This window comes from Burkholderia sp. WP9, assembly GCF_900104795.1.
Taxonomy (GTDB): domain Bacteria; phylum Pseudomonadota; class Gammaproteobacteria; order Burkholderiales; family Burkholderiaceae; genus Paraburkholderia.
This window is the reverse complement of record NZ_FNTG01000004.1, coordinates 209,631-235,116: the sequence shown is the minus strand read 5'-3', so window position 1 is coordinate 235,116 and position 25,486 is coordinate 209,631. Positions and strand designations below refer to the sequence as shown.

Below are 25,486 nucleotides of genomic sequence, written 5' to 3'. Positions count from 1 at the left end.
GAAGTTATGCGCCCGCGCAATGCCTCGCGTAGTTCACTCGTCTTCTTGCGCGCGTGACCTTGCGCCAGTGCCGCGAGCAGCACCGGATCGTCCTCACCCGAGATGATGGCCTTCAGGATTGCACGCCCGCTGCCGCCAAGTACGTCAGAAAGGTCACTGCCCAGTTTGAGATTGGCATCCTCGAGCACCTTCTGGACACGCAGACAATGCTGGGCGATCTCGCGCGTCAGCTGTTTGCGTGTGCGTGTCAGATCACGTAACTCCTGGATCGCGGCCGGCCGCAACGACCGCGCGCGGATCGAAGCGACCAATGCGCGCTTTGTCGCCGACATCGTCGGTTTCGAGGCCGCGCGCAGCGTGGCCGTGTTCGAAGGCCCCGATTCGCGCATGCGCGGCGGCCGTCTCGCGCGTCTGAACAGCGAGTTCATGACCGCGTCGACGCGCTTTCACGCGCTGCATCAGTTGATGAACCGCTTGCGCAACACGAACACGAGCGGCGCGGCCACCGCGATCGACGCGCTCGAACCGTACTTCAAGGAAATCGCCCCGCTGCTCGCGAAGTCCGGCGAACCCGTGCTGAGCGCCGCCGACGCCGCGCACGCCGCCGCGCAACTCGAGGCCTACAAAGCCGAGTTGCCCAAACGCATGCGCGCGACACGGGCGCAACTGGAAGCGCATCCCGAGGCGCCGCTGCTCGACTTCGACACCGGCGCCGAACTGCTGTACCGCTTCATCGACGATCTGCATGCGTATGCGGCCACGTACGCGTCGCTTGCCGTCGATACGCACGAGCGCGAGCGCTGGATCGAGCGTTACGAACCGAAGACGAACGCGATCGCGGCGGGCGTCGCCGGCGTGCGGGCGGCCATCGTGATGATGGTGCTCAGCGCGTTCTGGATCGCGACCGCGTGGCCGAGCGGCTCGACCTTGACGCTGGTCGCCGCAACGGTCTGTGCGCTGGCGTCGTCGTCGCCGAATCCGAAGCGCACGGCCTTCCAGATGGCCGGCGGCACGCTGGCCGCTGCGGTGATGGGCATGATCGCGGTGTACGGCGTGTATCCGCACATCGACGGCTTTCCGCTGCTGTGCGCCGCGCTCACGCCGTTCCTGCTGCTCGGCGTGTTCATGACGACTCGGCCCGCGCTGGCCGGCTACGGCGTCGGCTATTGCATCTTCTTCTGTTTCCTGGCCGGCCCGGACAACGTGATTCACTACGACCCGAGCGCCTTCATGAACGACGCGCTGGCGCTCGTGCTGTCGATGCTGGTGTCGTCGATCGCGTTCGCGGTGTTGCTGCCGCCTTCGACGCCGTGGCTGCGCAACCGCCTGCTGGTCGATCTGCGCCGCCAGGTCGTGCTGGCGAGCCGCGCGGGCATGCGCCGGGTGCGGTCGCGCTTCGAGAGCGGCGCGCGCGATCTGATGTTCCAGATCAATGCGCTCGCGCAGAACGAGCCCGAGCTCAAACGCGACACCTTGCGCTGGCTCTTCTCGGTGCTCGAAGTCGGCAACGCGGTGATCGACCTGCGCCGCGAGGTCGCGGCGCTGCCCGCCGACGCGCGCCATGCGAAGTCGATGCCGTGGCGCGTCGCGTTGCGTTCGATGCGCGACGCGCTGGCCACGCTATTCGAACGGCCGCGTGAAGACCGTTTCGACCGCGCGCTGGCCGCGACCACCGATGCCATCGCCACGGTTCAGCAGATGCTCGCCACCTTCACGCCGCCGCGTGAAGAGCGGCATCGGCTGCAACGCATTTTGAGTCAACTGCATTTCATTCGTACCGCGCTGCTCGATCCGCAATCGCCGCTTGAACCGCTGATGAGCGGACGTGCCGACGCGTCAGAAGGAGTTCGTCATGCCACGTGATATCGCCGTTTTCGACGCCTACGTGCCGGCCATTGTGCTGCTGTTCATTGCGGGCGCCGCGCTGACCTGGGTGTTGGACCGCGTGATCGCCTATACGGGCCTGTATCGCGTGGTGTGGCATCCGTCCTTGTTCCGGGCCAGCTTGCTCGTGTGTGTGTGCGGCGTGCTGGGTCTCGCCGTTTATCGTTGATCAGAGTCGAAACATGACCATCCGAAATCTTGTGGGCTTCGTCGCGACAGCCATTATTTTTATCGTCGCGATTTTGATTGGGCGCGTGTTGTGGGTTCATTACATGGATGAACCGTGGACCCGCGACGGGCGCGTGCGCGCCGAGATCGTCAATGTGGCGCCAGATGTTTCTGGCGCGGTTGTCGATCTGCCGGTGAAGGACAACCAGCTGGTGAAGAAGGGCGATCTGCTGATGCAGATCGATCCGTCGCACTATCAGATCGCGGTCGAACAGGCGCAGGCCGCCGTGGCCGCCCGCAAGGCCGAGTTGCAGATGAAGCGCGACGACGCACAACGGCGCGCCGATATGGACGCGCTGGTCGTGTCGAAGGAAAACCGCGAGAATGCGACGCATACGGCGTCCGCCGCCGAGGCTTCGTACCAGCAGGCACTGGCCGCGCTCGATGCAGCCAAACTGAACCTGGAGCGCACGCGGGTGGTGTCACCGGTCGATGGGTATGTTACGAATCTCAGCGTGTTCCGCGGCGATTATGCGACCGCTGGATCCGCCAAGCTGGCGATTGTCGACAACCACTCATTCTGGGTCTATGGGTACTTCGAGGAAACCAAGCTGCCGCATGTTCGCATCGGCGATAAGGCTGAGGTCCGGCTGATGAGCGGCGGCACGTTGCAGGGCCACGTCGAGAGCATCTCGCGAGGCATCTACGATCGCGACAATCCGGAAAGCCGCGAACTGCTCGCTGATGTGAATCCAACTTTCAACTGGGTCAGGCTAGCACAGCGCGTACCGGTGCGGGTGAAGATTGATTCCGTGCCAGATGATATCGTGCTGGCGGCCGGGATCACCTGTACTGTCGTCATCGCCGCGAACTGAACTCGCTAGCAGTGAAGGCTGTCGCTCTCTTCGAGCGGCTGATGATTGGAGCTTTCGCTGGCGTCATATCAAAACAGTCTGGTTTAACGCGCCAACGGCGAACGTCTGGCACCTCAGTAACAAGACCAAGCGGCGGAAGCTGCGCAGCGCAGCTTGTCTCGTCGCCCTAATCCCTTGATCCCCCGATAAAACGCGACACGTACAGCACGCACGGGCTGCGCCTTCGGCGTAGCAGGCTCGCCGATGCCGACAGGACACCGACCGTCCGGTTCCCGGATCCGCGCCGCATACACGGCATGGATCCGGAATCCCCTCTATGCCTCGCGCGTCAGCGCTGTGGCGCGGCGCCGAGGCTTGCGGCCGGTATGATGGCACGCACCTTGGCGACCTGTGCCACGGTCACCGGCGACGCGTGATTGCCCCAGCTCGAGCGCAAGAGCGTCAAGACGTTCGCCACTTCGGTGTCCGACAAGCGCCAGCCATACGGCGGCATCGCGAACTGGGCGGGCGCCGCTTTCGTGACCGGGGTGCTGCTACCGGCGAGCACGATGTGGATCAGCGACGTCGCATCGCTGTCGTTTACCACAGGATTAAGCGCAAGCGTCGGGAATACCGATGCATAGCCCTTGCCGTCCGACCGGTGGCACGCAGCACAGCTGTTGAGGTACGTATCGGCGCCGGGCCGCGTCACATCGCCTGAGTGCAACGCGGTGCTGACCTTCGCGTCATAGTGTGGAGGAGCCTCGCCCTTCGTACCCGGCAACGACTTGAGGTATCGCGCGATCGCCGTGCGGTCCTCATCCGTCATGTATTGGGTGCTGTGCTGGACGACGTCGGTCATTCCGCCAAAGGCAGCAGTGCGGTCGTTCGCCCCCGATTTGAGGAACGTCGTCAGATCGGTCTCGCTCCACTGCCCGAGGCCGGTCGCCGGGTCACCGCGCAGGTTGGTGGCGATCCAGCTATCGATCAGGCCACCTCCCGACAAAAACGACGGTCCTTGTTGGCCGGTCAGTGCAAGCTCCTGCATGCCAAATCCGCGCGGCGTGTGGCATGCGCTGCAGTGTGCAAGACCTTCCACCAGATACGCACCGCGCGCAATCACCGGGGCGGTGCCCGGCGGTGGGCTGCTCGCCTCGACCTTTGGTGCGAAAGCCCACCGCCACAAGGTGAGGGGCCAGCGCATCGACATCGGCCAATTGATGCCTTCGGCGCGGTTCGGCTGCGACACGGGTGCGACGCCGTGCATGAAATACGCGTAGAGCGCGTGCATGTCGTCGTCATGCACGCGTGCATAGGACGGATACGGCATTGCCGGGTAGAGCGTGTACCCCTGTTTCGAAATGCCGTGGCGCACGGCACGCTCGAAGTCGTCGTAAGTATACGTGCCGATACCCTTCGCGGTGTCGGGCGTGATGTTGGTCGAATAAATCGTGCCGATGGGCGACTGGATCGGCAAACCGCCTGCAAACGGCTTGCCGCCAGTCGCGGTGTGGCATGCGACGCAATCGCCGACCCGCGCGAGATATTCGCCCCGCCGCACGAGTTGCTGTGTTGCATCGTCTGCCACTGCGGCGGCACTCATCACCTGCGCAAAAGCGCCGAGCGCCAATGCAGCGCCCCACTTCAGTACAGTTCTCTTCATGATTTCCAGGCCTATGCTGACACCAGCGGTCCAGGGTTGGTCAGATACTTTTCGCGGATCGCCTTCGCGGACCAGTAGGCGAGCGCGCCTACCAGCCCCGTGGGGTTGTAGCCGATGTTCTGCGGGAACGCCGAAGAACCCATGACAAAGACGTTGTGCACGTCCCAGTTCTGCAGATAGCGGTTGACCGCGCTTGTCTTCGGGTTGGTGCCCATAATGACGCCGCCCGTGGTATGCGTCGTCTGGTATTGACGCACGTCGTAGTGGTCGCCCGGCTGGCGTATCAGCAGCGAATGTGTCTTCGGGTTCATTGCCTTGACGATTTCGAGTGCGCGGTCGGTCAAGAAACGCGTCATCTTGTATTCGTTGTCGTGCCAGTCGAAAGTCATGCGCAGTAGTGGCAGTCCGTACGAATCGCGATAGGTCGGGTCGAGGTCGAGATAACGATCGCGGTACGACATCACGGAACCGTGCGTCACCACGTTCGTCGTGTGCAGGTAGCTGTCTTTGGCTGCCCTCTTCCACTGCGCGCCCCATGCCGGCGTGCCTGGCGGTACCGAGAGTTGCTGGATCGGCCGGCCGCCGGTCTGGCCGCCGATGATGTACCCCCCACCCACGAAACCATGCGGCCCGTGGTCGAAGTGATCAGAGTTGAACTCATCGACGATTTGCGAGCCGCCGGAGCCGGCGCCGATGAAGGGATTGGTCGGTACGTTTTTATCGAAGAAAACCGACATCGAACTCATCATCTGGTAGGCGAAGTTCTTGCCGATCGTGCCTTCGCCGGACACCGGGTCATACGGTTTGCCGATACCGGACAGCAGCATCAGCCGCACGTTGTGAAACTGGAATGCCGCGACGATCACCAATTTGGCTGGCTGCTCGACTTCCTGGCCCTGCGCATCGATATAGGTGACGCCCGTCGCGCGCTTGCCGGTGGAATCGAGATTGATCTTCAGGACTTCGCTGCGCGTGCGCAGTTCGAAGTTCTTGCGCTTCATCAGCACCGGCAGGATAGTCGTCTGCGGCGCGGCTTTTGAATAAAGGAAGCAGCCGAAACGTTCGCAAAATCCACACAGGTTGCACGGGCCAAGACGTACGCCGTGAGGGTTGGTATAAGGACGCGACGAGTTTGCGGAGGGTTGCGGAAACGGATGGTAGCCGACTTCCTTGGCCGCCTTTGCGAACAGGGTCGCCGGATAGGTATCGGCGACAGCCGGGTTCGGATATTCGCGCGTACGGCGGCCCTCGAACGGATTACCCCCGGGCACGATCACGCCGTTCAGGTTGCCGGCTTTGCCCGATGTGCCGCACACACGTTCGAACTGATCGAGGAACGGTTCCAGCTCGTCGTACGTGACGCCGTAATCCTGGATCGTCATGTCCTTCGGCAGGAAATTGCGGCCATAGCGCGACTCCATGTGGGTGCGCAGCATGAGGTCTTCGGGCGATGGCCGGTAGTGCTGGCCGTTCCAGTGCACGCCCGCGCCCCCGACGCCGTCGCCGAGCAGGAACGACGCATATTGCCGGTACGGCAACGCGGTATCGCCGACCTTGTGACGCACTGTCACGGTATTGTCGGCGAGGCGCTGGAACAGCTCGCCGCGAATCCCATAAGCGAGTTCGTCGACGATCTTCGGATAGGTGAAGTCGGGTGACGTGTCACGGTTAGGACCGCGCTCGAGCGCGACGACATCGAGCCCCGCGTCGGTGAGTTCCATGCCCATGATTGCCCCGGTCCAACCGAAGCCGATGATGACGGCATCGACGGGCTTCTTCTTGATAGCCATGTAATTCCTTCGGATGCTACGTGGTCTGCTGGCACGTTCGCCTGGGCACTTGTGCCCGCCCACAGCGGCTTACGCTTTTTCGCCGGAGATGGAAACGGGACCGAGTGGATAGGTCTTGCCGGGCTGGTCGACCCAGTCCATGAAGTCGGCGCGAGCACCGGGAAAGCCGATCATCTTCCAGCTACCCATGTGCCTGTTACCGCCATAAATGGGATCGGCAAAGTAACCTTCCTTGGTGTTCGCGAGTAGCGTTGTGAAAAAGATGGCCGCAGGGACCGTCTCCAGTTCTGCTTTGCCGGCCTCGAGCTGACGAAGCACCGCGTCGCGTGTCGGCGCGTCGAGGGCGGCGAACGTTTTGCCATGCGTCTTGCGGCACCAGCCGTCGACCGCCGTAATCGCGGCACGGTAGAGTTCTCTCGGCGTCAGGCGCAACTGGTAGCCGAGCGTCGGCTCGCCGTCCGTTTTGAAAGGACCGCGCATGTACCAGAACGCACCTCGGCCGTAGGGCGCCTCCATCTGGCGGTCGATGAATTCGGGCACGCCCAGCTCCACTGCGCCGGGGCCGTCATCGTTTGACGGAATCAGACGATCGACCGCCGCGTTGATGAACGCCCATTCGGCCGGATGAAAGTAACGCGGTTCGTAAGGTACTTCCTGCTTCGGCGCATCGGCTGCGTGCCCCTGATTCGACATCGCCATCGTCGCGGCGCCGCTCGTTAGCGAGACTGCAGGCACGATTGCCAGCGTCTTGCGCAAGAAAGCTCGCCGCTGGGTTGGCGGTCGCTGGGTTGGCGGTTTTTCTGTGGACATTAAAGTTTCCTGTTGACTCGAAAGCTGGCGGCACCGCGAGCATGCTTAACCGCCTCGAAGATGCCCACACAGAAATGCTTTTTGGTCTCTGTGCTTAGGTATCCATATGATCTAACGATTCACTCATCTCTAACCGTTCGTTAAACACCCGCACTGTACCGCAAACGGTCCGCGAAGAAGACTCGCCTCGGACTGGAATAGATTATGCCGAAACGTCCCTTTCAGGGCTGCACTCAGGATTCGGTTTTTTCGTACGCCAGCGGCCCGTAAAGCCGCCCTGGAAAAGGATGAACGCCTATACAGGAATCGCACCCTTGATATCGTATCGAGCAAGCCATAAGCCGTTTATTTCATTAGTTGTACAGTGCGGCTAACGTACGGTTTTGTCAGAGTCCTCAGCGCACCCCGGTCAGGTATAGTCGCCATCTGGTTAGTGAGGACAGTTCGTCTGCGATTCATCATAGGGCACGGTTTCCGGATTGCACAAGAATTTTTTATGAATCTATGGCCGAAGGCGTTGCGCGGGCACCGTTTTTTCATCTAACAATATACGGATTCCTGATTACTCACGTACAGCTATATTCTCATATCTATTCCGCCACTTTTCCGCGAAAGCGGGCATGGGAATTTACATTCTCCTCGCCCTCGAAGACGTTCCATGGTCGGCCCCACGCGGGCCTTTTTTTATCCATCAGGATCGTTGCGCAATCAACGTTCGTTGACATGCAGCGCGCATTGTCATCAGGCAACGGCCAGGATGCGATTGATTCGTGGTCAGCAAACATCTCAGGTCCGCCTGTCCCAATGTCCGGTTGGCTTTCAGTCTGATTATTTTTTACAGGTTGTAAACACGGTCGCAGTGCATATGCGGAACATGGCGAGGCTGATCATCGATGATTGACAGATGTATCACGGTAAGACTATAAATCCTCTGCAAGTGAGCGCATGATGAATGTGACCGTGTGCATTTGAGGAAGATCTTCGCCTGGTCGTCTCACTTCGACAATGCGGTGCGCAGGCTGGCGCTAGAGTACGGAGAACGCCACATCATGATCACGAGACAACGGCAGCGAGAAATATGGTCGGGCATCGTGGACCTGCTGCTATCCGGAACGCCAACGCGCCACCCATCGGCTCAGGAGCCCCAGTGCGTACGCCGGATCGCACCGTCGCGCGACACAGAGCGTCAGTCCGGAGAGATGCCTCATAACAGAAGCCATCTAGTCGCTGTTCTTGACCGGGTCGCTCAAGACGTCATCGTCGTATCATGGCGCGATCCGCGGCGATGCTGTTATGCAGAGCCGACATGGCGCCTGCGACAAGCCCCGCACCACGGGACGTGCGCGCTCAGCGGGCGCGCAATCGCTACGGGCTCACCCGTGTTCATGCCATCTTCGCGTCCCCGTGCGGCCAATGCCGACGAAATGATCCTTCCTGACGCGTTGTCTCCGGATGGAAGGCTGCTCAATGACCCTACACATCCGGCCTTCGCCGTCGATGACGATGACACATGACGCGTCTACCGTTTCATGCCCACCCGATCGCAGGCCGACAGTTTTGCTGGAGTGTCCCCTAACACTATTCAGACAGGCGCGTTGCCCCAAAATACGAACGGAGCCGCGATGCAACGGCGGCTATCGGCGATAAAGCGAACGGACTTTCATCGGCAACAGGTTCTCACGTGATGGTGCGGGTCGGCATGCGCCTCCGGTTCAGATTGCAGTGTGCGCTGCCACCTGAACCCTCGCAGCCCAACTTTGCGCACGACAATGCAGACGGCCCTGGGCGCAGGTGTCGCGAGCTCGTAGAGTTAAGCTCTGCTGGTTCCAGCGGAATCGTCAATCTGATCGCCCATGAGAGCCAGCTACCGGAAGCAGATTGCTACATCTGCGCCCCCATTCCGTTCATGCGGATACAACATGACGCACTGAATAACCCCTGCATCAGTGAGGAAAATATCCACAATGAGGCATTTGGTCCGGATCTGTTCGCGGAGTGACGACACATTCAAGGCAACTCACCCAACCCCGCCGACACAACTGGGGCTTATACAGAAATGAAAGACCGGTCAAATAGAATGCTTCACGCCGTCGTCCTCGGCGCCTTAACGATCACATCGGCAAGCGCACACGCCGCTCCGTTCAGCTTACAGCTTGCAGGCGGTGTCGCGGACCACGACGTAAAAAAGGCAGACCTTGGCGTCGTCTGGGCTCCTGGCCTGACGTGGTGGGAACTCGGCGGATACCATTTCACAGTGGTCGGTGAGGCCCATGTCGCCTACTGGGACATACAGGAAGACCATGCTGCTCATCCGGACATCTGGGAGTTTGGTCTCACACCGGTGTTCCGCTTCGTCAGAAGCTCGGGATGGTTCCGTCCATACGTCGAAGCCGGCGTCGGGGTGAGGATACTTTCGCACGTGCGCGAGACCGAAGACCGGACCGTGTCGTCGTCTTTCCAGTTTGCGGATATGGTGGGTATCGGGGCGCAGTTCGGCGCGCACCAGAACTACCAGGCAGGTTTCCGTTTCCAGCATCTGTCTAATGCCGGTCTCCGGTATCCGAATCCCGGCATTAACTTCAGCCAGGTCTATCTGCAGTACAACTTTTGACCAGATGTCTAATACAACAGCGGACCATAACCGCCCCCCTGTTGTTGACGCCTTTACTCAACCTTGCGCCGCCATCTAGTGACGCTTTTACACCGCCGCTAACACCCGGTAAGCGGACAAATCGCCGAGCCGATAGTCGAGTTGCTCAAGGCTCCGCGCGTATCGCGGCGTCTGTGGCACGATGATCCGACAGAGCAGCGAGATCTGTCGCATCCGTTGCTCCGCTTTTGCAGCGTTCGCCTGCCAGAAGCATCTGCGCAATTTATTCACGTAAGTTTGCAGCGCTTTCTTCGTGTACTGCTCGGCCTCGGACCGTGGCAGCAGACCCCTGACGATCTGTTCGGGATACCGCACCCGCATCGGGATGTGAAACCAGTCAAGGATCGGCGTTGCGCGCTCCGGTATGATCGGCAACAGTGCAGAACGCTGTTTCCAGATACCAGGGCGGCTCACAGGCGCACGACACAATGCGTGGGCTGCGGACGCTGACGGTGCCAGACACGGTGTCGACTTTGCGTTGTCGGTAGTCCTTTAGCGCCGCCCAGCGATAGCATCGTCGACAGATCCGCCGTAAGGCGCAAATTTCGTCCGCCCGGGCTGGGATCACCGCCTGTTGCAGGTTATGCAGCAGTTGCTTTCCGTCCGCCAGTGCGGAGCGATCATGCTGATCGCGCATCGTTTCCGGTACAGATCAGAAAGACGCGCGACAGCATGCTCTGATGATTCCCGAGGTCCTTATTCCGCAGCCGGCTTTACCGAGGCTCGCAGCGACGCAAGAGCAAAGAAGGCCGCAGCACCGAGCATCAGCGGGAAATAGAGCGTCGCGAAGCGCCAAAGGACCAGAGCCGTCGCCATAGCATCTTGCGGAACCCAGTTTGCAAATGCTGCCGCAAGCGCCAGGTCGCCGGCGGCCCCGCCGGCCGGTATCCCTGTCCAAAGCGCCGCATGCAGAACCACAGCCTGCACCGCCAGAACGAATCCGGGTGGCAACAGGTAGCCGAGTTCGAGCAGCACGAACCAAAGGGCGCCATAGCGAGGCAGCCATTGCAGCGTAGTGAACACCAGCAAGCCGGCAAACCGATGGCGAGGCCCCGTCATGAGCAGCGCCGCTTGCTGGCGCACACTCTGGCGGAACTTGTCCCACCGGACTCGCTGTGTCCCGAGCCATTGAATGCGGCCGCATGAGGCATCCAGCGCGCTCGCGACTTTCCGGCGGCACGCCCATAGCGTGCCTATAAGGATCGCGACACCTGCCAGCATCCCGACGACCATAGATACGTTTGCCCTCGGAACAACCTGAGCTAGCGGACCGACAGCGAACGCAATCGCGATCGGCACCGCCACCGTCAAGAAAGCCAGGTCGAGCGCCTGGTCGGCACCGACGACCGTCGTGGCAGTCGCCCACGAGGCTCCAGCGCGCTGCAGCAACCCGATATTGACGCCATAGCCTGCTGCACCCAGAGGCGAGACGAGAAAGGCAGAGTCGGTCACCAGGGCGATTCCATACGTGCGCATGAAAGAAAGACGCAAGCCCAGCGTCGCTTGCATCAGGTACTGCTTGCCAGCCTTACCCAGCGCGCTCGCAGCGGCGCTTGCCGCCAACACCAGGAACATGTGCACCGGGACGGTCCGCAGCCCGGCAAGCGACTGGTGGGAGCCCAGTATGAAAGGCGCGCCCACGGCCAGTCCGACGCCAAGCACAGCCAGCATCGTCGCTGCGTTACGTTTGCGATGGCTGCTCAAAAGAGCCGCCCCAGAACTGGCCGGGGGGCAACGGGGCCTGGTGTTCGCAGGTTGCTCTGCGCTGACGTAGGCGGAAGAATATGCATGCGGATACAGGGATCGTTCCAGCAGCGTCATTACCTGTGTGAGGGCGATGCGAGACAATGCGACGCTGCATAGCACGGCCGGCGGTCGCGATCGTACCAGCTTTCTCAGCGTGATGATGCCAGTCGTAGTGAGCGACATCCAATAACCGGTTGCGGTTCGGATAGGAGCCGGGTGCAGCGGCTCGGCACCGACCATGCCCGACGAATGGTCTTGTGTTCGCGCACTCGCACGACGCGTGATTAATCCCGGACAACGTCTGAAGGATGCGCTCAAGGCTCGCCTTCCCCGGCTGCGGCAGGCTGCGTGCGGCGATCTTGGGACGCTGGCCACGCTCGTGACGCGGACATTCGGACGACAGATAGCGCCCGACGCACCCATCCGATCTAACCGGGCTCCGATCCGCGTTCGGATGAACGTAGCATGCCGTTCCGGTCCACGTAAAAAGTGAAGCCGCGCCAGGTAACCCGGGTCGAACTGTAGCTCGCGAGGAATACCAGGAACAGCGCAATATCCCATATCGGCAGCAGCCACGGCCCGCGATCGGCGTGGCACAACGCCTTGTCCGCGCGAAGCTTCAGCCAGAGGCGCGCCAGCAGGGCGATCGCGGCAAGCGACCACGACCAGCTTGCGGCTCCCGACAGTACGATGGCCAGCGTGGCGAACGGGAACGGATGCATCAGCGCAGAGCCCAGATGGCCTGCCGGATCGATGGAGCGGATCGTGCGGCTCCAGCGCAATTCGTGCGAGACCAGCCTCGTGAAACTCGTTTCAACACAGGCATGGGAAATGGAGAACGGTGGAACCACAACGCGTTCGCCGGCCATGCGCACAGCTTGCCCGATCGCATGGTCCTCGGCGAGGTGATGGGCAAACTGTTCGAAACCGCCGATCTTGTCAACCGTTGCGCGGCGCATTGCGATCGTCGGTCCCATACAGGGTTTCGCCAGACCCATCGTCAGGCCGGTCACCACGCCGGGAACAAACTGATAGTTGATCGCATTGACGGCCAGGCGGGGCCAGAACCCCGGAGCGGCGTTTCCGCGATAGATGCAGGTCACGAGGCCCACGCCCGGCTTCTGCAATTCGCCTACGACGCTGCGCAAATAGTCCGGGCTCACACTGACATCGCTGTCCGCGAAGATCATCACATCATGGGCCGCCTGCGGCAGCATGTTCACGATGTTACTGATCTTCCTGTTCGGCCCGTACAGGCGGGCATCCGCTACCACCGTGATGTGCGCTTCAGGGTACAGCGTGCGCAGCTCGTCGACCGTCTTCAACGCAGGGTCAGCCGCATCATGCACACCGAACAGATATTGCACGTCACCCGGGTAATCCTGCTGGCAGAAGCTCGACAGGTTACTGAGCAGGTTCCACTCGTTACCGTGCAGCGGCTTGACGACCGTTACGGGCGGATAGCTGGAGGCAACTACAGTCGGGCGCGCAAAAAAACGCGAAATCAATACGCTTGCCAGCAACGTATAGCTGATGCCGCCTACGGCCGCCGAAGCCGAGATACCGAGCAGCGCGAGGCGCAGCAGATGGGCCGCACGCATCGGACCTTCGACTGCGACCAGCCCGGTCACGAGCAGCAGACCGGCCGGCAACATGATCCACTCAAGGCGCTTCACGTCGGCGCCTCGCACGGATTGCCCGACGCAGATAAGTGGCGCTCATGCCTGGTGGGCACGCAGGAAACGGAAGAATTCGACGCCTTCACGCAGGCGCCGTTTCATCATGTCCCAGCTCGTCAACATCTCGCGCAGGATCTCCCAGATCTTCGACGGGCGGAAATAGAAACGCTTGTAGAAGTTTTCGAGCTGATGGTAGATCTCGTCGCGCGACAGATGCGGATAGCCGATTGCCGCGAGCTGCACGCCTTCCTTGCTCACGAGATTGATGACCTTGTTCTCTTCGAGCCAGCCGTTTTCGACCGCCTGGTTGTAGAGCGTCGTGCCCGGATACGGCGCGGCGAGCGACACCTGGATCGTGTGCGGATTGATCTCCTTCGCGTACTCGATCGTCTTCTGGATCGTGTCCTGCGTTTCGCCCGGCAGACCGAGAATGAAGGTGCCGTGAATCTTGATGCCGAGCCTGCGGCAATCGTCGCTGAAACGGCGCGCGATGTCGGTGCGCAAGCCCTTCTTGATGTTCAGCAGGATCTGGTCGTCGCCGGATTCGTAGCCGACCAGCAACAGGCGCAGGCCGTTTTCCTTCATGATCCTCAGCGTGGCGTACGGCACGTTCGCCTTCGCGTTGCACGACCACGTCACGCCGAGTTTGCCGAGGCCGCGGGCGATTTCCTCGACGCGCGGCTTGAAGTCGGTGAAGGTGTCGTCGTCGAACATGATCTCCTTGACTTCAGGCATGTTGTCGCGAATCCACTTCACTTCCGCCAGCACGTTCTCGACCGAACGCGTGCGGTAGCGATGCCCGCCCACGGTTTGCGGCCACAGACAGAAGGTGCATTTCGAGCGGCAGCCGCGGCCCGTGTAGATCGACACGTACGGATGCTTCAGATAGCCGATGAAGTAGTTGTCGGTCTTCAGATCGCGCTTGTACACGGGCGCCACGAACGGCAGCTCGTCCATGTTCTCGAGAATCGGGCGCGCTTCGTTGTGCTCGATCGAGCCGTCGCTGTTGCGGTAGCTGAGCCCCTTGATCTGCGCGAACGGTTTGCCCTCGGCGACTTCCTGGCAGGTGAAGTCGAATTCCTCGCGGCACACGAAATCGATGGCCTCGCTGGCGGTCAGCGAATTGTGCGGATCGACCGCGACCTTCGCGCCGACCATGCCGATCAGCAGCGACGGCTTGCGCTTTTTCAGGTCTTCGGCGAATAGCGCGTCGGTCGGAAAGGACGGCGTGCTGGTGTGGATCACCACCAGATCGTAATGCTGCGCGATGTCGAGCGATGCCTCGACGGACAGACCGTCGGCGGGCGCGTCGAGCACGCGGCTGTCGCGCACGAGTGCCGCGGGCTGCGCGAGCCACGTCGGATACCAGAACGAGCGGACTTCACGCCTGGCCTGATAGCGCGAACCCGCGCCACCATCGAAGCCGTCATACGACGGCGCCTGCAAAAATAGTGTTTTCATAGTTATTCGGGCGGACTCTGTTGAGCCTTCTGGCTTGATGAATGAGCTGACAGGCGGCTTGAGTGCTGGGCATTGACCCTGAACGGACGGTCTGCGGACGATCCGCATTCCGGCATCACGTTTTTGCAGCACTCGATAATGCATGGCCCGATCGGGCCACGCTGTGTATAACGCCATCATGGCCTTTCGCATGTCGGGAGGTGATCGAGCCATTCTGGAATGCGTTGCTCGTTCGATCGACCGCCAGTGGCCGATCAGTGCAGCCGAAAAATTTTGACGTGTGGAGGAGTCGAACACTCTCGATGAGTCCGGTGTCGATCAAAAGATCGTTCCGGCTATCGTGAAAACGGCCATGTGTTCTGTCCAGCATGGAACAGGCTATCCTGAAAACTATCCAGGTCGTGGAGAATACGCCAAAACCCTTACATCTTTATTGCCGGATTCTTCTGCTCAGCTTGCGAAGCGTCCCTTAATGGACAAACCGACGCGCAGATATACCCGAGTTTGGAAAAGCGAGCGTCGGATCGACGCTCTCCTCATGCCATCAGTCACCCAGCGATTTTCGCCGCGAGTCCGGCGACGTGCTTGCCCTGATAGCGCGCGATCTCCAGTTCGTTCTGCGACGGTTGCCGGCTGCCGTCAGCGCCTGCCAGCGTGGTCGCGCCGTAGGGGGTGCCACCGGTAATTTCATTCATGTTGGTAAGACCCGCACAGGCATACGGTACACCCACGATCACCATGCCCTGATGCAGCAGGGTGCTATGGAATGACGTGATGGTGGTTTCCTGGCCGCCGTGCTGGGTCCCTGTCGACGCAAAAACGCTGCCGATCTTGCCAACAAGGGCGCCTTTCATCCAGAGTCCGCCGGTCTGGTCGAGGAACGTGCGCATCTGCCCGGCCATATTGCCGAAGCGCGTCGGCGTGCCGAATATGATGGCGTCGTAATCGGCCAGTTCGTCGGGCGTCGCCACTGGTGCCTTCTGGTCGAGTTTGGCGCCGTGAGCCGCAGCCTGTTCGGCCGGGATCGTTTCAGGCACGCGCTTGATCGTCACTTCGGTGCCGGGCACGGTGCGCGCACCCTCGGCAACCGCGTCGGCCATCGTTTCGATATGACCGTACATTGAATAGTAGAGAACGAGTACTTTCGCCATGATTGCTCCTGGAATGAGAGCCGTCCGACGGATTCGAACGGCTGTTACATATCGCCGCAACTCCGCGTGAGAGCCCCGGACACCTTGTGCCGGACACAGGCGAAGCCGCCGTTTACGTCGGTCAGTTCGCTGATACTTCGACGGCACGCAGGTCAAACACTAGCACCTCCGCATCCTGGCCGTCGACAAACGACAGGACTTCTTCTTTCCGTACCCGGGCGCCGTCGCCTTCGGACAGCGGGAGCCATTCATCGTCACATTGGCGCGAGGCGAGCCGGAGTCCACGTAAGACGGCGTTGCGAAGCAGCGATTCCGATATGTGGTCGAATGGCTCGGATGGCCGTCAGGCCGGGCAAACGAGATTCACAGGGAAACGCGATTCGGGTGTGCAGACTGAATGTCGGTTGCCGGCGTTAAACAGCCTGTCATCACGCCCCACCCAGTATCGCTTGCGAGTCGGGTCCGGCCTCACGCTTTTCTCGTAAGCGGCCGTTCGCCAAGCGTAGTCACGTCAAGGCACGAAGGTGCGAATGACAGGCCTCCGCGGCGGTCCGGAGCGAGTACCTTTCAGCAATCTATTCGGGCCGGTTGCGAGTTGCATGCAACCGGTCATCGCTGAAGTGAAGGCGTTGAAGGAGGATCTGCCGGGAATATCAAACAAGGCGAAAGGGATTCAGTTGCAACTATGACAGGCGTTACCGCGAAGCGATCGATTCCGACCAACCCTGGCAGCGTAAAAAAGACGTGTTCCGGCGCCTCTGTCGCGCGTTGCAAGAGGAACGAAAATCCCCTTGTGCAACGCGCGACATCCACCTTCGTTTCACGCGAGATAGCTCAGAACACCGACCCAGAAATACATCGGGACGTGTCAGGATTTCTGTGTGCTGAGGTCGTTATAAAAAAACTCAGCTCATGGCGCGGGTGAACCGCTCGCCGAACAGAATGGCGAACTGGTTGGCGGCTTACCGCCAGGTGATAGGCGGCATCTTCCAATCCTTTTCGATGTTGCGCAAGGCCAGATACAGCAGTTTGCTGGCGGCTTCGTCGCTGGGAAAGTGACCCCGGTTCTTGACGATCTTGCGCAACTGCATGTGCATGCTCTCGATGGCGTCGTATAGATGATCCTGCGTACCTCGGGCGGATACGCAAAGAAGGAAATCACCTGTTCCCGTTGGCGTTGCCACATGGCAGCCACGGTGGGGAACTTCCGGCCCCACCCGGCTTGCGCCAGCAATCATATCCACCCCCGAGCTTCAGGCGCTAACCCAGTCGAAATGTTTTGCTACAGCCTCTTCAGGCGGGGGCGGAGGTCAACAGCAGATCATTGTCCCTGGCGAAGTTCAGGACGAAGTCGAAAGCGTATGGCTCGAGGTCACGCAGCCGGGAGTCAAGCACGACACACTTCACGTTCCCGATGATCATCGGGCGAACGTAGGGCGAGTACCCGAGGTGACGGTCTTCCTTCCTGATACCGTCGGCCGCGGGCCCAAAACACGACATCGCTCCGGCAAGACGTTCCGACCAGTCGCTTGGCCGAAAAGTCTTTCCACTGTTCGTAATACCCTGAATGACGTATTCAATTGGACGTGCGTCGGTCATGTGCAGATCTGTTTTGCCCAAATCGTGTGGCGGCGGGCAAGGTACCCCAGAAAAGGCCGTCGCAATTGCGGCAGCCCGCTGTGCCACGGAACATGCCAAACGGGATCAATCCAGCTGCGGCAGCGCTGCGTGAGCCGAAGCGATTGGGACTCTACGGCACGTAGCGTGTGGATTGTTCCGTGAATGTGCGGGCGATTGAAGCCCCGCTGTCGTAATGGACTGTTTCCTGACGGGACGTTGACTTTTCCGGCCGCGCGACGAATCCCCGCGAGCAATTTACCTGGCACCTGAGCGAGCCACCTGAACAGATTACGTCGGAACGCGTTCGCTTGGCCCTGCATTGAGTGCCCGGACCTTCGAACGCGGTGGACAAGCCATGAAGCGCGAGCCTGGCCGAAACGCCGACGGCATGGGCCTGCGAGGCCCCGGAGCCAGACTACGGACAAATCCGCACTCCACGAGTAACAGACCATTACCGCTCCGCGACTAAATGTAGCGGTGCCGAGGACGTAACATGGCAGCTCATCGGGACAGGCCGCCGAACGGCAAGCAAGTTGCAGAGCCTCCTTTTCGTCACCGGATTCGAGCTTCGAATCGTTTTCGTCGCCCCCCGATGGCGAGCGGAATGAAATCGATGGATATGAAGGCGTTCGGGCAAGACCAGTCCGTGTGAACTTATGGCAAACATTTTGCGTATCAGCTAAGGCGGGTTGGCACTTTGAGCAAAACGACACGAAAAACGTTATCGGAGCAGACCATTTCTGGCACCGCTCGTCCCGGATTTGTCGCTGAGGTCGAGAAGGTCGACGTTCTCCTGGTGGGCGGGGGCATTATGAGTTCGACACTGGGTATCCTGCTACACGAGCTCGAGCCCGAGTGGTCGATGATGATGGTCGAACGACTTGGCAGTGTCGCCGAGGAAAGCTCCAACGGCTGGAACAACGCGGGTACCGGACATTCCGCCTTGGCTGAACTCAACTACACCCCCGAAATCCCCGATGGCGCAATCGATATCGCAAAGGCGGTCCGGATCAACGAGGATTTCCAGTTGTCGCGCCAGTTCTGGGCGTGGCAGGTGAAGCGGGGTGTATTGAAACAGCCACGGACGTTTATCAATTCGACGCCACACATGAGTTTCGTCTGGGGGGACGAGAACATCCGCTTCTTGAAGAAGCGTCATGAGGCACTGCAAGCGAATGCGCTGTTTCGATGCATGAAGTATTCGGAGCACCGTGACGAGATCGCGCAACGGGTCCCCCTCATGATGGAGGGCCGCGATCCCCGGCAGAAGGTTGCCGCGACCTGGTCCCCCATGGGTACTGACGTGAATTTCGGCGAAATCACGCGCCAATTTGTCGGCTACTTGCAGCGTCAGGCCAGGTTCAGCCTCCTCCTCTCCACCAAGGTTCGGAATATCACGCGCAATGTGGACGGCACGTGGCGCGTGTCGTTGGCCGATACCCAATCCGATACACAGACGCGGCAAGTCGACGCCAAGTTTGTGTTCATCGGAGCCGGTGGCGGCTCGCTGTCGTTGCTGCAGGCATCGGGCATCCCCGAAGCCAGAGAGTACGGTGCTTTCCCCGTGGGCGGTTCATTCCTCGTGGCCGACAATCCCGACGTCACGAGCCGTCATTTCGCCAAGGCTTACGGGAAGGCGTCCGTTGGTTCGCCGCCCATGTCGGTGCCCCATCTGGACACCCGTATTCTCAACGGCAAGAAGGCGCTCCTGTTCGGCCCATTCGCCACGTTCTCGACAAAATTCCTGAAGAACGGCTCCTACCTGGACCTGATCGCCAGCACCAACGCGAACAACGTCATGCCGATGGTGCGCGTGGGACTCGCCGAGTATTCGCTGGTCAAATACCTGGCTGGTCAGTTGATGCTCTCGGATACCGATCGCCTCAATGCGTTGAAGGAGTATCTCCCGCTCGCCCGGAAGGAGGACTGGCGCCTGTGGCAAGCGGGTCAGCGCGTCCAGATCATCAAGCGTGACAAGGCGAAGGGCGGCGTGCTCAAGCTTGGCACGGAAATCGTCAGTGCGCAGGATGGAAGTATCACGGGCCTGCTGGGCGCATCGCCTGGCGCCTCGACTGCCGCACCCATCATGCTCGCCCTGCTGGAGAAGGCCTTCAAGGACAAACTTCGCACGCCAGTGTGGCAGGCAAGGATTCGGAGGATCGTCCCGGGCTACGGCACACGGCTCGGGGCGAGTCCCGCCAAGGTTTACGAATCATGGGTCGCGACAAGCGAAGTTCTGCAATTGACGCCACCGCCAGCGATTGATCTGACCGCGCCCGCCGTGCAGAACTTCGATACGGCTTCCTCCAAGCCGACCAAGGCCGAAGTCGAGATGGCGCTTTAGGCGACGCCGGCTGGATATCGGTCAGGTAGGGGTAGGTCATCGAAGTGAACACAGCTGGCTGAAAGCAGCATTGGTGGTACGTTGACCTGCTGACCCAGCCTTGCTTTCACGTGCGGCAACTGCGTAACCCCGCGCAGGCAGACTCGACAAATTCGCGATGCGGTCAGAAAGATACGGTTGCCCCTGCATTTGGTTCGGGCCGTTATGTTCAAGGTAGCCGGTGTTGTGTTTTCAGGATCCGCCTTTGCCGGCCGATCTTACGTGAGTGGGACGAAGTTGGAATTTTTATCGACTGGGAAATCGTAATGGAAAATCGTATCCTTAGTTCACATCTCGCATCCAAAGTGATGCCAGCCGATCAGGCCGCGGCGCAAATTCTCCCGGGTATGACCGTCGGAATGAGTGGCTTCACCGGGTCGGGATACCCCAAAGCGGTGCCCTTGGCGTTGGCCGCACAAATCGAAGATGCTCATGCCCGTGGAGAAAAATTTGCGTTGAGGCTACTGACGGGCGCCTCCACCGCCCCAGAACTGGACGGCGCACTCGCCAAAGTGGGAGGCATCGACTTTCGATTGCCCTATCAGTCCGACCCGGACTTGCGCGCACGGATCAATCGAGGCGAGATTGAGTACATGGACATCCATCTGGGTCAGGTCGCGCAGTACACCTGGTTCGGGTTCCTGGGTAAGCTGGATGTGGCGGTAATTGAGGTTTCCGGGATATTGCCAGACGGTCGCCTAATTCCATCGACATCTGTCGGCAACAACAAAACATGGCTCGACCTGGCCGACAAAGTGATCATCGAGGTGAATTCGGCCCAACCTGCCGGGCTGGATGGCATGCACGACATCTATTACGGTACAGCGCTACCGCCAGATCGCAGACCAATTCCGTTGATCCGGCCGGGTGACCGCATCGGGGAGCCGTACCTGTGCGTCGATCCATCGAAGGTAATCGCCGTTGTAGAGACTCACGGTCCGGATCGTCTTGGTCGATTTGCCCCGCCAGATGAGAGCAGCATCCGGATTGCCAATCATCTGGTAGAGTTTTTCCGTCACGAAATCGCAATGGGACGGCTCGGGCAGCATCTGTTGCCGTTGCAGTCCGGCGTAGGGAATATCGCGAATGCCGTGTTAAGCGGACTGCGTGACGGCGGATTTGAAAAGCTGACCGCCTTTACGGAAGTGATTCAGGATGGAATGCTGGATCTGATCAGGACCGATACCATCCGAACCGCGTCGGCGACCGCGTTGTCGCTGAGCCCGGAAGGTGTCGAGGAATTCGGGCGAAATATCGAGCACTACCGTAGCCGTATAGTGCTGCGTCCCCAGGAGATTTCTAACCACGCGGAACTGGTACGCCGGTTAGGATGTATTGCAATCAACGGCATGGTCGAAGCGGATATCTATGGAAACGTAAACTCAACCCACGTGGCTGGCAGTTCGATCATCAATGGCATCGGCGGTTCGGGGGATTTCGCCCGCAACGGTTTTCTCTCCTGCTTCGTCACACCGAGTACAGCCAAAAATGGGGCGATCTCCTGTATCGTGCCGATGGTCAGCCATGTTGACCACACAGAGCATGATGTATCAGTGGTCGTGACGGAGCAGGGACTGGCAGACTTACGCGGCTTGTCGCCCACGCAACGAGCGCGTGTTGTTATCAAGAATTGCGCGCACCCGGATCACCGTCCTCTGCTTAAGGACTATTTCGAGCGCGCCCTCCGCGACAGTCCCGGCAAACATACTCCGCACCTGCTTGGCGAAGCCTTGTCGTGGCATGAACGGTTCGTCGAAACGGGACGTATGAAACCCTGATCGCGGCAGCTTGGACGGCGTCAAGCAGGAAGTCCTGTCGTAGACGAGGTGCTCGTCACGACTGACGGGAAGAAACACTGGCTGTGGCGCGCGGTAGACGAGTATGGCGCAGTGCTCGCCGTGCTGGTACAAAGCCGGCGCGCCCGGCACGCGGCCGGACGCCCGATGCGCAAGCTGCTCAGGAAGCACGGCCGAGCGCCGCGTGTGCAGATCACCGACAAGCTCAAAAGCTTTGCAGCGGCGAACCGGGATCCCGGTCTGAATGAAGAACACCGTCAGCATAAGGGGCTGAACAACCAGGCGAAAAATTCGCACCAACCGACCCGGCTGCGCGAGAACGTTATGCGCCCTTCCAAATCAGCGAGTCATCTGCAACGTTTCGCTTCTGTCCACGATCAGGTGGCTAATCTCTTTACGCATTGCCGCTACCACACCGGCGCACAGCAGAAGCGGGCGCTCCGATGTTGGAGCACCTTACCGATTGAGTTAGCTATCCTAAAATAACGCATGTTCGAACTGCAGAAGGCTGCCCGCGACAGACAGTGCCGCCTGATCTATTTCGACGATGCCAGCTTCTCGGCTTCGCCCCCGGTTTCACGTGGCTGGTCACCGCACGGCAAGCCGCATTGCGTCGCGCCCAACCCGCCTTGCCGGCGTTCAGTCATGGGCGTGCTCGATTTCGGCGCCATAACGCTGATCCATGAAGCCATCAAGCAATCGGTCAAGTGTCCTGCGGTCGTTCAATTCCTGGATCGCGTGGCTCACGATCAGCGCCCGACGGTCGTCGTGCTCGACAACGCGCCGATCCACCGCGACATCGATCACGAAACGCCAGAGCGCTGGCTTATCGAACATCGCATGATGCAGTTCTATCAGTCGCCCTACAGTCCCGAGCTGGATATGATCGAGATCCTGTGGACGCAGGCCAAATATCACGGCAGACGCTTCGTCACCTGGACGCGCGACACCATCGACTCCGAGATCGACGCGCTGCTCGGTGCCTACGGATCAACTGATCAAATCCGTTTCCGGCGAACACCTAGCTCCTACATGCAAAACATCCTCAAAGTAGAGAGCGTTTCAGACGGGCTCCACGTCGTGAAATTTATCGTAGTCAATCCGATGCACGCCACCCTCGTCAACCTGGATCAATTGCGGGTATCGGTGTTGCCATCGTATATCGCCTGCTGAATAGACATGGCGACTGCGCATGAATTGCTCCGTATTTTCGTCGACCCCGTCGATAGATAAGATAAGAAGTGAGTCGGAAGAAGCCATGGACTCAGCCGATTGATTGAAGAGCGGACTGGATGCATCTATCCGGTGCATGAGATTCCATCCCAAAACGAAAACCGGATGGTGACTGCGCATTAATGCAAGATCGTGAAATTCGCGGACCTGCTCGCCTTCCGGCCCACTTTCGATGCGCATGAGACGTAGCTGTGCAGAGGCCTCGCTTATCACATTAAGTCGCGCATTGGCCACCCGAATCATTAGGGTTTGAACTCCGTCAATAGGACGAACCACAGCCGTCCTCGCGAACAGCAGTTTTGCGTGGGGTCGCGAAAACCGCGCAAATACCAAACCGGTGATCAACGCAGTGCCAGTCATTCCAACAAAGACCTCTATTGTCACAATCACATGACCGTAGACAGTATTGGGGTGCATTGCTCCATAGCCCACCGTCGCAAGAGTTTCCACGCTGAAAAAGAACGCGCCGAGAAAACCCTTAGGCGACTCATCGACGATTGAATGTTGGCCGAAAAGGTATGCCGCCGCAAAAAGCGCGTTGATCGCAAGAAATGCTGATGCGACCAACGAAATAAAGGCCGGCCAGCGAATGGTGAGTAGATGATGATATAGATCTTGCCAAAACGGCTGTTCGAGTCCGCTTGTGACAAAGTCCAGATGTGCAATCGTATGGACATGCCGTCTTTTTGGATCGAACAACCGGTGGCGTCCATTGAGCGATTTATTTCGCATAAATTGGTCAATCATTGGTGCAAATACACGACAATGCAATCAGTCGTTGGATGCGAATCGAAATTCGCTAGAACCCTCTCTGAGCGAGGCACAATTGTTTCCGATCATTTAGCAAGCACAGGATCGTCGTCTGGCGCTACGTGGATCGCGATCCACTGATGTTAAAGGTTCTTCCTCGCCCGCGCATCGGGAAAGTCCGAATACAGTAATTTGATCCGCGAAATAATGAGTGTGATCGCGTGAACGGACCGGCGATGCGGATCGCACGGGGCAACCGCATCACCAGCGGGGTGTAGCGGGCAATAAAAGGGGAGCGCGGTTCAGCGTCGTCGCGCGACGGCCTGCAGCACGGCATCGCCATCGCGGGTGAGCCGGGGGCGCTGGTATCCGGACGCGAGCTGTTCGAGGGCTACCAGCTGGCGCTCCAGCAGGCTATTGAGTTCTGCGCGGGTGATGTCGATCTGGTCCGGCGCGGCCTTGACCAGCATCAGGGTGGCAAATTCATGGGGGCTCTTCGTCGGAAAAATATCGCTGTCGCACCACACATAGGGGTACTCCCTCAGTCTGGAGGTGCGGCATCTGAATCTGGCTTAGAGCGTGTTAGGCACTTTGCATAATAGGTCCGGCATGAACGAGCATGAGCATGGCGAAGACGACGAAGTGCAGGCCTGCCAGGGTTTCAGGCAGGCGTTCGTAGTCGCGTGCCAGCCGCCTGAAACGGTTGAGCCAGCCGAAGCTGCGCTCGACTACCCAGCGGCGGGGCAGCAGCACGAAGCCCTTCTTCGCCTCGGACAGCTTGATGACCTGCAGTTCAATGCCTTGCTCGCGTGCGGCCTGCGCGGCAGTGTCGCCCGTATAGCCCTGGTCAGCAAATGCAAGTTTCACCGTCTGACCGGTTACGTGCTGAACCTGACGCGCGAGCTCGGCCACCTGCGCGCGCTCCTGCTCGTTGGCCGGCGTAATGTGCACAGCGAGCAGCAGGCCCAGCGTGTCGACAGCCATATGGACCTTGCTGCCTCGCTTGCGCTTATAACCGTCGTAACCCGCACGCGGACCGCTTTCGCACGTGGACTGCAATGTGCACCCATCCAGGATGACCGCACTGGGCTGACCCTGACGTTGTTGCGCCACGCGCAGCACCGAACGCAAATCGTTGACCATCGCCTCGAAGCAACCTGCGTTCAACCAACGTTGCGTTTGCTGGTAGACCAGTTCCCACGGCGGGAAGTTGGTCGGCAGCATACGCCACGATGCACCAGCTCGCGCCATCCAGCGCAGCGCGTTGAACATTTCGCGCAGTCCGTATCGGCGCTGCGGTGCTTCTTCGTTCATCAAGGTCAGGTACGGAGCGGCGAAGCTCCATTCCTCGTCCGAAACATCCGTCGGGTATGGCTTGCGTTCTGTCATCCCGCCAGGTTACCAGGTCCGACCGGAAGTGCCTAACACGCTCTAGTACTCCCCCGTCATGTGCCGGCTTGGTGCAACAGGATTTCGCTGACGAAATAGTGGATCGGTACATCGCCCGGCGGCCGGCATACCACGGTTTGACCGCACCGCGCACCGAGTAACACGATCCCCGCGAGCGACAGCACGGACAGACGCCCTCGCAGGTAGTCCGCTTCATCCGGATAGACCAGCGTCCACTGATATGCGTCAGCACGGTCGACCGTTGTGCATTCGACGGTCGTGTTCATCGTGACGACGTGCGGTGGAATCTCGGCGGGGTCGACGATCACGGCTGTTGATTCAAGTGTTTCTACCCACGCGCGTTGCTGGGCCGACACGGTTGGCAGAAGCACATGCCCCGAGTCGATCCACGTCGAGTTCTGAAAGGATCGGAAAGACTTCGACATGTGCTTTCACCGT

The 25,486-nt window shown here is 59.9% G+C and carries 20 protein-coding genes and 6 pseudogenes; 10 read left to right on the top strand and 16 right to left on the bottom strand.

Annotation, left to right across the window (positions count from 1 at the left end; translation table 11 throughout):
* Window positions 1-278, bottom strand: a pseudogene (locus tag BLW71_RS42690) (IS110 family transposase); the annotation flags it as partial.
* Here BLW71_RS42690 and BLW71_RS39470 point away from each other — a divergent pair.
* The 3 genes and pseudogenes from BLW71_RS39470 to BLW71_RS39460 form a co-directional block, all read left to right on the top strand.
* Window positions 274-1,863, top strand: a pseudogene (locus BLW71_RS39470) (FUSC family protein); the annotation flags it as partial. The pseudogenes BLW71_RS42690 and BLW71_RS39470 sit on opposite strands and share 5 nt — an antisense overlap.
* Window positions 1,853-2,053 carry a DUF1656 domain-containing protein gene (locus BLW71_RS39465; RefSeq protein WP_063496755.1) on the top strand — a complete coding sequence of 67 codons (201 nt, stop codon included), beginning with the start codon at window positions 1,853-1,855 and terminating at the stop codon, window positions 2,051-2,053. The pseudogene BLW71_RS39470 and the gene BLW71_RS39465, both read left to right, overlap by 11 nt.
* A gap of 13 nt (window positions 2,054-2,066) precedes the next feature.
* Complete coding sequence (locus BLW71_RS39460; protein WP_091810106.1) at window positions 2,067-2,927, top strand: efflux RND transporter periplasmic adaptor subunit; 861 nt, start codon at window positions 2,067-2,069, stop codon at window positions 2,925-2,927.
* 328 nt (window positions 2,928-3,255) lie between these two features.
* Here BLW71_RS39460 and BLW71_RS39455 read toward each other — a convergent pair whose 3' ends face one another.
* From BLW71_RS39455 to BLW71_RS39445, 3 genes are all read right to left on the bottom strand, one after another.
* Window positions 3,256-4,569, bottom strand: coding sequence for a cytochrome c (locus BLW71_RS39455; protein WP_091810104.1), 1,314 nt, complete (start codon window positions 4,567-4,569; stop codon window positions 3,256-3,258).
* Window positions 4,570-4,580: 11 nt separating this feature from the next.
* Complete coding sequence (locus tag BLW71_RS39450; protein ID WP_091810102.1) at window positions 4,581-6,359, bottom strand: GMC family oxidoreductase; 1,779 nt, start codon at window positions 6,357-6,359, stop codon at window positions 4,581-4,583.
* Between the two features lie 69 nt (window positions 6,360-6,428).
* Complete coding sequence (locus BLW71_RS39445) at window positions 6,429-7,169, bottom strand: gluconate 2-dehydrogenase subunit 3 family protein (protein ID WP_091810100.1); 741 nt, start codon at window positions 7,167-7,169, stop codon at window positions 6,429-6,431.
* Between the two features lie 1,049 nt (window positions 7,170-8,218).
* On the opposite strand from BLW71_RS39445, the gene BLW71_RS42870 reads away from it, so the two are divergent.
* From BLW71_RS42870 to BLW71_RS39430, 3 genes and pseudogenes are all read left to right on the top strand, one after another.
* Window positions 8,219-8,683, top strand: a complete 465-nt coding sequence (locus BLW71_RS42870; protein ID WP_143048463.1) for a DUF3331 domain-containing protein — start codon at window positions 8,219-8,221, stop codon at window positions 8,681-8,683.
* A 323-nt stretch (window positions 8,684-9,006) separates the two neighbouring features.
* Window positions 9,007-9,168 (top strand): annotated as a pseudogene (locus tag BLW71_RS42685) (nitric oxide dioxygenase); the annotation flags it as partial.
* A 78-nt stretch (window positions 9,169-9,246) separates the two neighbouring features.
* Window positions 9,247-9,780 (top strand): acyloxyacyl hydrolase, encoded by a 534-nt coding sequence (locus BLW71_RS39430; protein WP_502686874.1) that lies wholly within the window; start codon window positions 9,247-9,249, stop codon window positions 9,778-9,780.
* A gap of 87 nt (window positions 9,781-9,867) precedes the next feature.
* On the opposite strand, the gene BLW71_RS39425 is transcribed toward BLW71_RS39430, so the two are convergent.
* The 8 genes and pseudogenes from BLW71_RS39425 to BLW71_RS39395 all read right to left on the bottom strand — a co-directional run bounded on the left by BLW71_RS39425 (window position 9,868) and on the right by BLW71_RS39395 (window position 17,455).
* Window positions 9,868-10,233: a hypothetical protein gene (locus BLW71_RS39425; RefSeq protein WP_143048462.1), complete on the bottom strand. Its 366-nt coding sequence runs from the start codon at window positions 10,231-10,233 to the stop codon at window positions 9,868-9,870.
* Between the two features lie 282 nt (window positions 10,234-10,515).
* Window positions 10,516-11,490 carry a lysylphosphatidylglycerol synthase transmembrane domain-containing protein gene (locus tag BLW71_RS41945; RefSeq protein WP_177205243.1) on the bottom strand — a complete coding sequence of 325 codons (975 nt, stop codon included), beginning with the start codon at window positions 11,488-11,490 and terminating at the stop codon, window positions 10,516-10,518.
* Window positions 11,491-11,993: 503 nt separating this feature from the next.
* Window positions 11,994-13,220 (bottom strand): bacteriohopanetetrol glucosamine biosynthesis glycosyltransferase HpnI, encoded by a 1,227-nt coding sequence (hpnI, locus tag BLW71_RS39415; RefSeq protein WP_502686876.1) that lies wholly within the window; start codon window positions 13,218-13,220, stop codon window positions 11,994-11,996.
* Between the two features lie 63 nt (window positions 13,221-13,283).
* Window positions 13,284-14,705 (bottom strand): hopanoid biosynthesis associated radical SAM protein HpnJ, encoded by a 1,422-nt coding sequence (gene hpnJ / locus BLW71_RS39410; protein ID WP_091810088.1) that lies wholly within the window; start codon window positions 14,703-14,705, stop codon window positions 13,284-13,286.
* Window positions 14,706-15,253: 548 nt separating this feature from the next.
* Window positions 15,254-15,856: an NAD(P)H:quinone oxidoreductase gene (wrbA, locus tag BLW71_RS39405; RefSeq protein ID WP_091810086.1), complete on the bottom strand. Its 603-nt coding sequence runs from the start codon at window positions 15,854-15,856 to the stop codon at window positions 15,254-15,256.
* Window positions 15,857-15,977: 121 nt separating this feature from the next.
* Window positions 15,978-16,094, bottom strand: a pseudogene (locus BLW71_RS42680) (pirin family protein); the annotation flags it as partial.
* Between the two features lie 724 nt (window positions 16,095-16,818).
* Window positions 16,819-17,072, bottom strand: a pseudogene (locus BLW71_RS39400) (transposase); the annotation flags it as partial.
* Between the two features lie 77 nt (window positions 17,073-17,149).
* Window positions 17,150-17,455: a DUF3579 domain-containing protein gene (locus BLW71_RS39395; protein WP_091810084.1), complete on the bottom strand. Its 306-nt coding sequence runs from the start codon at window positions 17,453-17,455 to the stop codon at window positions 17,150-17,152.
* A 718-nt stretch (window positions 17,456-18,173) separates the two neighbouring features.
* Here BLW71_RS39395 and mqo point away from each other — a divergent pair.
* The 4 genes and pseudogenes from mqo (at window position 18,174) to BLW71_RS39375 (ending at window position 22,828) form a co-directional block, all read left to right on the top strand.
* Window positions 18,174-19,820 carry a malate dehydrogenase (quinone) gene (mqo, locus tag BLW71_RS39390; protein ID WP_091810082.1) on the top strand — a complete coding sequence of 549 codons (1,647 nt, stop codon included), beginning with the start codon at window positions 18,174-18,176 and terminating at the stop codon, window positions 19,818-19,820.
* 305 nt (window positions 19,821-20,125) lie between these two features.
* Entirely contained in the window at window positions 20,126-21,637 is a 1,512-nt protein-coding gene (scpC, locus tag BLW71_RS39385; RefSeq protein WP_091810079.1) for a succinyl-CoA:acetate CoA-transferase ScpC, read from the top strand.
* Between the two features lie 39 nt (window positions 21,638-21,676).
* Window positions 21,677-22,141, top strand: a pseudogene (locus BLW71_RS39380) (IS6 family transposase); the annotation flags it as partial.
* A gap of 3 nt (window positions 22,142-22,144) precedes the next feature.
* On the top strand, window positions 22,145-22,828 hold the full coding sequence (locus tag BLW71_RS39375; protein ID WP_143048460.1) for a transposase: 684 nt from the start codon (window positions 22,145-22,147) through the stop codon (window positions 22,826-22,828).
* Here BLW71_RS39375 and BLW71_RS39370 read toward each other — a convergent pair.
* The 4 genes from BLW71_RS39370 to BLW71_RS39355 all read right to left on the bottom strand — a co-directional run bounded on the left by BLW71_RS39370 (window position 22,718) and on the right by BLW71_RS39355 (window position 25,473).
* Window positions 22,718-23,635, bottom strand: a complete 918-nt coding sequence (locus BLW71_RS39370) for an ion channel (protein ID WP_286162280.1) — start codon at window positions 23,633-23,635, stop codon at window positions 22,718-22,720. The genes BLW71_RS39375 and BLW71_RS39370 overlap by 111 nt on opposite strands.
* Before the next feature lie 305 nt (window positions 23,636-23,940).
* Complete coding sequence (locus BLW71_RS39365; RefSeq protein ID WP_143048459.1) at window positions 23,941-24,165, bottom strand: hypothetical protein; 225 nt, start codon at window positions 24,163-24,165, stop codon at window positions 23,941-23,943.
* Between the two features lie 55 nt (window positions 24,166-24,220).
* Entirely contained in the window at window positions 24,221-25,027 is an 807-nt protein-coding gene (locus tag BLW71_RS39360) for an IS5 family transposase (protein WP_091810075.1), read from the bottom strand.
* 56 nt (window positions 25,028-25,083) lie between these two features.
* Window positions 25,084-25,473 carry a GreA/GreB family elongation factor gene (locus tag BLW71_RS39355; RefSeq protein WP_286162279.1) on the bottom strand — a complete coding sequence of 130 codons (390 nt, stop codon included), beginning with the start codon at window positions 25,471-25,473 and terminating at the stop codon, window positions 25,084-25,086.
* Window positions 25,474-25,486 lie beyond the last annotated feature (13 nt).

Excerpts from the sequence above, each read along its gene's own strand:
- BLW71_RS39445 (WP_091810100.1), bottom strand. The coding sequence starts at position 7,169 with ATGTCCACAGAAAAACCGCCAACCCAGCGACCGCCAACCCAGCGGCGA.
- scpC (WP_091810079.1), top strand. The coding sequence starts at position 20,126 with ATGGAAAATCGTATCCTTAGTTCACATCTCGCATCCAAAGTGATGCCA.
- BLW71_RS39455 (WP_091810104.1), bottom strand. The coding sequence starts at position 4,569 with ATGAAGAGAACTGTACTGAAGTGGGGCGCTGCATTGGCGCTCGGCGCT.
- BLW71_RS39355 (WP_286162279.1), bottom strand. The coding sequence starts at position 25,473 with ATGTCGAAGTCTTTCCGATCCTTTCAGAACTCGACGTGGATCGACTCG.
- BLW71_RS39360 (WP_091810075.1), bottom strand. The coding sequence starts at position 25,027 with ATGACAGAACGCAAGCCATACCCGACGGATGTTTCGGACGAGGAATGG.
- BLW71_RS41945 (WP_177205243.1), bottom strand. The coding sequence starts at position 11,490 with ATGCTGGCTGTGCTTGGCGTCGGACTGGCCGTGGGCGCGCCTTTCATA.
- BLW71_RS39370 (WP_286162280.1), bottom strand. The coding sequence starts at position 23,635 with ATGATTGACCAATTTATGCGAAATAAATCGCTCAATGGACGCCACCGG.
- wrbA (WP_091810086.1), bottom strand. The coding sequence starts at position 15,856 with ATGGCGAAAGTACTCGTTCTCTACTATTCAATGTACGGTCATATCGAA.
- hpnI (WP_502686876.1), bottom strand. The coding sequence starts at position 13,220 with ATGTTGCCGGCCGGTCTGCTGCTCGTGACCGGGCTGGTCGCAGTCGAA.
- BLW71_RS39450 (WP_091810102.1), bottom strand. The coding sequence starts at position 6,359 with ATGGCTATCAAGAAGAAGCCCGTCGATGCCGTCATCATCGGCTTCGGT.
- BLW71_RS39465 (WP_063496755.1), top strand. The coding sequence starts at position 1,853 with ATGCCACGTGATATCGCCGTTTTCGACGCCTACGTGCCGGCCATTGTG.
- BLW71_RS39395 (WP_091810084.1), bottom strand. The coding sequence starts at position 17,455 with ATGACCGACGCACGTCCAATTGAATACGTCATTCAGGGTATTACGAAC.
- BLW71_RS39460 (WP_091810106.1), top strand. The coding sequence starts at position 2,067 with ATGACCATCCGAAATCTTGTGGGCTTCGTCGCGACAGCCATTATTTTT.
- hpnJ (WP_091810088.1), bottom strand. The coding sequence starts at position 14,705 with ATGAAAACACTATTTTTGCAGGCGCCGTCGTATGACGGCTTCGATGGT.
- BLW71_RS39430 (WP_502686874.1), top strand. The coding sequence starts at position 9,247 with ATGCTTCACGCCGTCGTCCTCGGCGCCTTAACGATCACATCGGCAAGC.
- BLW71_RS42870 (WP_143048463.1), top strand. The coding sequence starts at position 8,219 with ATGATCACGAGACAACGGCAGCGAGAAATATGGTCGGGCATCGTGGAC.
- BLW71_RS39375 (WP_143048460.1), top strand. The coding sequence starts at position 22,145 with ATGTTCGAACTGCAGAAGGCTGCCCGCGACAGACAGTGCCGCCTGATC.